This window comes from Paenibacillus planticolens (assembly GCF_013141725.1).
GTDB classification, from domain to species: Bacteria; Bacillota; Bacilli; order Paenibacillales; family NBRC-103111; genus Paenibacillus_E; species Paenibacillus_E planticolens.
On sequence record NZ_WHNZ01000047.1, the window covers coordinates 1 to 5,866 of the forward strand.

The 5,866-nt window shown below is 42.8% G+C and carries 4 protein-coding genes; 2 read left to right on the forward strand and 2 right to left on the reverse strand.

Going from position 1 to position 5,866, the window contains the following annotated elements; all coding sequences use genetic code 11:
- Nucleotides 1–2,821, reverse strand: a 2,821-nt coding sequence (locus GC097_RS22935; RefSeq protein ID WP_171685634.1) for a family 20 glycosylhydrolase, incomplete at its 3' end; no start/stop codon positions are given.
- Between the two features lie 489 nt (nt 2,822–3,310).
- Here GC097_RS22935 and GC097_RS22940 point away from each other — a divergent pair.
- Both GC097_RS22940 and GC097_RS22945 read left to right on the forward strand, forming a co-directional pair.
- Nucleotides 3,311–4,825: a sensor histidine kinase gene (locus GC097_RS22940; protein WP_171685635.1), complete on the forward strand. Its 1,515-nt coding sequence runs from the start codon at nt 3,311–3,313 to the stop codon at nt 4,823–4,825.
- Nucleotides 4,826–4,830: 5 nt separating this feature from the next.
- Nucleotides 4,831–5,529, forward strand: coding sequence for a response regulator transcription factor (locus tag GC097_RS22945; RefSeq protein WP_171685636.1), 699 nt, complete (start codon nt 4,831–4,833; stop codon nt 5,527–5,529).
- 94 nt (nt 5,530–5,623) lie between these two features.
- On the opposite strand, the gene GC097_RS22950 is transcribed toward GC097_RS22945, so the two are convergent.
- Nucleotides 5,624–5,866: hypothetical protein (locus GC097_RS22950; RefSeq protein WP_171685637.1), on the reverse strand; the 243-nt coding region annotated here is incomplete at its 5' end.

The following is a 5,866-nucleotide window of genomic DNA, read 5'->3' on the forward strand; positions in this document are numbered from 1 at the left end:
CTGCAATCTTCGCATTCAGCGCTGTTTTGTCCACAACCGGTACAGTAATCTGAACGTTGTAGGCAGAAAGGCTATTTAATGGCGTTTCAACGCCATCTGCATCAGCGACGACAGCACGATTCACGTTAACGGCGCTGCTTACTGTTTGGTTCATCTGCCCAGCCTGGAAGTTCAGCTTCAAACCGTCCATAGTTCCCGTAACGGCGCCAGTCGATCCTGAAGCTGCTGTAAGCAATCTCACAAGCCCACTAGATTCGGATTGACCGACAACTGTAAGTCCGTTGACGAGTGACTCCGCAGACACAAATCGCAATTGTCCCGGATCAAAGCTAATCGTCAGGTCCTGGGCATAAACACTCGAAGTGGAATTCACCAAGCTGTACGTTAAGCTGATAGGCTCCCCGGCTAGTACGGATACCGGACCGGTTAACTGGACACCGGTTAATGGTTTTACTTCCAGCGCAGAGATAGCTGTCTGTAAAGCGGTTGCCGCTGCATCGGCCTGCGCTTGCGTCGCATTCGTGTCATTGCTCACGTTGACGGCTGCAGTTAACGCCGTTTGCAGCGAGGTCCAGGATGCCGCCGTGTAGTTATTGCTATTCAATGCTTGTGCTGCCGCAATCTTTGTATTCAGCGCCGTTTTATCGACTGTCATGATTTGAGCAATCTCGCTTGCGCTCAACGCCCTGTTGAATATTTTCAATTCATCCAGGCTGCCTTTGAAATAGGAAGTTTTTAATCCGGTTCCAGGCTGCGCTTCTACGCCAACGAATGCCATTGGGCCACTCATTTTACCAGCGATTGTTCCTTTTAGCACACCATTTGCATAAAGAGAAGTTCCGGTACTTGTACCTACAAAAGTCAGGTGAGTCCATTGGTTTGAAGGAATACTATAATCATACGTAGAGTCTTTATTACCGTAAATGGAAACCCCAACTTTACCTGTTTTATTCCACTGGTTGATCTTAATTGATGAAGATGAACCGCCCAGAAGCACCTCATTTCTAGTCGTACTCGGCTGCCCGAAAACCCAAGCGGCTGCTGTCCAGTCTCCTGTTATATCTTGGCCGCCTAAATTGATATAACCTGTGTTTCCATCTAAACTTACCCCATTTCCAAACTTACCCGTAGTCCACGTTGCGCCGCCAACTAACGTTCCATTTCTAGAACCCGACGTATCTACCAAGGTGGTTCCAGTTCCTTCATCCATCTTCCATTCTGAATTTATTGGGACAATTGGTGACTCCCATACAATAGGGTCGGCGAAATATTTTATTCCTTTATTTTGCATTCTTGAAGCTTGATCTGTAAGCCTTCCTTTAAAATCATCCCAGTTTCTATTGCTCTGAGCAGTCCAGCCGACTTCAGCATTCGCTATTAATCTCGGATAGAGCATATAATCCATATTATCTTGAGTCACAATGGTTTCTGAAAATAATGCACTATCTATCCCATAAATATTTGCTCCTGATATGCAATCGGTTGGGTTCCAATTATAAGCTTTGTTGGTACTGATGAGTCCTCTCCAAGATAAGCCAAGCGGCGTATCTGAGTAGTATTTCATGTCGAGATAAGCATTTGCCGGAGATACGATGACCTTCATCCCTTTTGCTTTCGCTGAGATTCCAGTTGAAGCGGTGCAGTGCCAGTTCTGCAGAATAGAATCGCTAGTTGCTCCGCTTGAGGTATCAGACGGGTCCCACCCAATTACTTTCTTACCATAGTTTTTAACGATAGTTGTAACTCTGCCAACAAAATAATCGTAATCAGCAGATGAAGTTGCGTTAGATTCGTCTCCTCCAATATGAATGTAGGGTGAAGGTGATAGTGCAGCAAGCTCTCTAATTACATCATCAACAAATTGATAGGTAACCTCAGAGCGGGTCATGAGAGTGCTATACCCTACATCTATATCAGTACGCATAGCTTTCCTTTGTCCATCAGGATTTAGGTCAGCAATTGAAGCTAAAGCCGCATTCGTATGACCAGGCATATCGATTTCTGGAATGACTTCAATATAGCGTTCAGCCGCATAGTTGACGATTTCTTTAAACTGCTCCTGTGTGTAATATCCGCCACCAGGACCACCGCCTACCTGCCCCTTGCTTCCATACTCCACTAGTTCAGGTCTGGATTTAATTTCAATGCGCCAGCCTTGATCATCAGATAAATGCATATGAAGCTTGTTAATCTTATACTGCGATGCCAGATCGATCTGACGTTTAACTTGATCCACTGGAAAGAAATGTCGTGCCACATCGAGCATGAGTCCACGATATTCATAAGAAGGCTTGTCACTAATAGTAGAATTAGGAATCACCCATTGTACACCAGAAACAACTTTGTTCTTTTCAATATCTGCCGGTAAGAGTTGTAATAAGGTTTGAATCCCTCTAAACACGCCTTCCGGTTTATTTGCAGTGAGTTTAACTTGATCGGAAGTTGTGTTTAAATCATACCCCTCATTGCCTAAGGCTGCATTTCCACCTATTGTAGTGAGGTAAATACTTCCTGTAGTAGGATTGTTTGATTTTATGACGCTGATTTGGAATCCGGTTGAAGCATTCAGCTTATTGACAATCATTTGTCCAATTTTGAATAGCTCCTCTGTTTCCTCAGCGGTATTACCAGCTACATAAATAGAAGTGGTTTGTGATAAAACAAATTGCCCGGTCCCAACTGTATAACTTACTGGCTTTGGTAATATCGAAGGCTGACTAGATGCTGCGTTCGCAATATCAGGAAGCGCACTCATAATATTCACTGATAAAAGTAAAGCTAAGGCTGTAGAAACTGCTTTTTTAACGATTAAATTTTTCAACCTACTCTCACCTCTCCTACATTTTCAGATAGCCTCTAGGCATAGACCGAGGGCAATTAGAACAAATTTGCTCTTATCCTGTAAGCCTGTTCAAGAGGTATTTCTTATCTGCATCCCCCCTTTAATACTAAAGAATGTTGAAAGAAAGACTGCCCTGTAAGTTAATTCGTCGCCTCATAGGTTGCCAATGGGGGAGCAATTTTTGTGAAGCGCTTACAAATTGTGCAATTGATTGTTCTCATGCTTAAGCGCTCTACGTTGATAATTGTATTTTGAATCTACAATCAGCAGAAGGTTGAAAAAATTTCATACTTTACATTAATACCGCATTGCTCATGCATTTAGACGGTTAACTCTCATGAATACGCAGAGTTATAAAAACACACTAAAGTCCAACCAATTAGTCCCAAAAATTTCCGTTTAGTTGAGAGGCAGAACTGGCTTGATGTGTTATATTAGACGTACTACTCATAAAAGTCAGGTGACGCGATGACAATACTCCTCATCTTGCTCATGATTGCAGCTATTGCGCTCTTTATTGCCAAAGCGCGCAATCCTTCAGCCTATTGGATGGGACTTGTGCTAGTCGGATGGTTTCTTAGTATGTCCGGATTGATTTTGTTTATTGCCAAATTCGGCGGCTTCTATTACAGAATAAATATTGTATTGTTTTTCAATGACACGATCCGCAATATGCTGTTAAATGCACCTATCAAAATTGAGGGAATTAGCCGTATGCTTACGGCCGGACGGTCGCTTTTTATTTTTAGCTTGATCAGACTGTCGATATCCTTAATGTCTTATAATACGACGAAGCGCTTCTGGAAAGTAGATGTGTTAAGTCTCTTGCCCGCACTAGCCAATTTAATTTTCTATGATCCCATTATTTATAAATGGGCTCTTTCCGTAATGGACCGCAATCATACCTATATCATTGGTTGGGTAACAAGGGGATGGCTTGTTCTATCTGCAGCAGCAGCCATTTCTATCATGATTTGGAAATATCAACGTGTAACGATTCCATGGTTAAAAAGACAAAGCCAGTTTATTATCCTCGGCGTACTCTCGCTAGTTCTGTTTTATTTTTACCTTGGCTTCATGGGTCCTTTACAGGTCTTCGACGTACGTACCTTCTATATGCTGTATTCGGATTTCTCTAATTTTAATCCGCCTCTAACCCTGCTTGAATGGTATATAAGCATTAGCTTTACAGGGATTTTATCTGTTATCAGCATACTCTCCATTTGGCGTTATACGGAAATTGAAAAGAAAATGGGTAATGAGGACCTACGGCTAAAGCGAAAGCTAAGTACCGCTAATATGGGCGCTCAAGTTTTTACACATGCCGTGAAAAATCAACTGCTCATGATTCAACTGCTCGTCAAGCAAGCTAATCAAAGCGTGATCGCCGGTGAAACTGCCGATGTTCAAAAAGTGGAGGCGGCACTGAGTAAAGCGGACTTAATTGTGAACCAAACGCTCGGAAGACTCGATCAGTTGTACAAGTCATTTAAAACAAGCCATCTCCAACTGAAACCCCAATCCGTGCAAAAGCTTATTCATCACACGCTGGAAAGGATGCCCTCCTTACCTTCGAACATCATCATTGAATGTACAGGACTTGAAAATGAGACCAAGATCTTGGCTGATTTTGAACATATGTCGGAAGTGATTTATAATCTGTTGATCAATGCGGTTGAAGCGATTGACTCCGACACAGCAGGCGTTATTCAGCTCAGCGTCTATGTAGAAGATAATTGGGTGATCATCAAAATTTCGGATAACGGTCCGGGTATTCCTGACCATCTGCAGGATAAGATTTTCGATCCCTTTTATACAAGCAAAAATACAAATAAAAATTGGGGCGTCGGTTTATCATATGTAAAGCATATCGTGCTTGGGCATTACGGACGCATTCATCTTGACAGCAAATCTGGAAAGGGCAGTACATTCCAAATTATTATGCCGCTATATGTGTTGAAATCAGAGGCTAAGAAAGGTTGATGGACATGATAGCACCCATTCGTATTATCGTTGCTGAAGATTTGGATGTTCTGAGGGAGCATTTCTGTGAGCTGATCGATCGAGAAGAGGATTTGAATGTAATCGGACAAGCCTCCGCCGGTAAAGAAGTGCTGAAGCTTATAGCCGAGCTGGGAGCGCCCGATCTAATTCTCATGGATATCGAAATGGAAATGAGACATGACGGGATCATCACAGCGCAAAAAGTGCTTGAGCTTCATCCGCAAACACGAATCGTGTTCCTTACGGTGCATGAAGATGATGAAACGGTGTTCAGCGCTTTCGAAACAGGTGCTGTCGATTACGTGCTGAAGACAAGCTCCAGCGAAGCCATTATTCAGAGCATTCGTTCTGCTCATGAGGGAAATGTACAAGTCCGTCCTGAGTTTGCCTATAAAATCAAAAATGAGTTCTCACGGATCCGCCGCAATCAGGAATCGTTGTTGAATTCGACGCTGATTCTTTCTCAGATGACCCCATCGGAGCTAGTTATTTTAGATCTTCTTCTCAGAGATATGAAATTAACGGAAATCGCTAAGGAACGGCAGGTCGAATTATCCACCATCAAATCGCAAATTAACGTGATTTTGAAAAAGTTCAACAAGAAAAGGACCAAAGAAGTGACTACCATGCTTCGTGAATTGAATGTAATACCTTTTATACAAAAAGTAAGAGGAGGACCTTGAGTCCTCCTCTTACTTTTTTGGCTTAGCAACTATTAAAAACTGGACAGCGGCTAAGTGCTAGCTATCCAGCTTTCAATTACAACTTGTTACAAGTTCACTGTCCAAGAATTATTCTGGCCATGGCTGCCAGGTCGATAATATCCAACTTGTTGTCCTGATTAAAGTCATACATCTGAAGTGAAGACCAATCCGGACGGCTGCTGGTTGCTCCATAATTACTTGCCAATACGGCCAAGTCGCCTATGCTTGCAGTCGTATTCACCGCTCCCGCAAATGTAACCAGCGCTGTGTTCAAATCAATAACAGCCTGATTCGCTTGTTCCTGCGTGGCATTTAC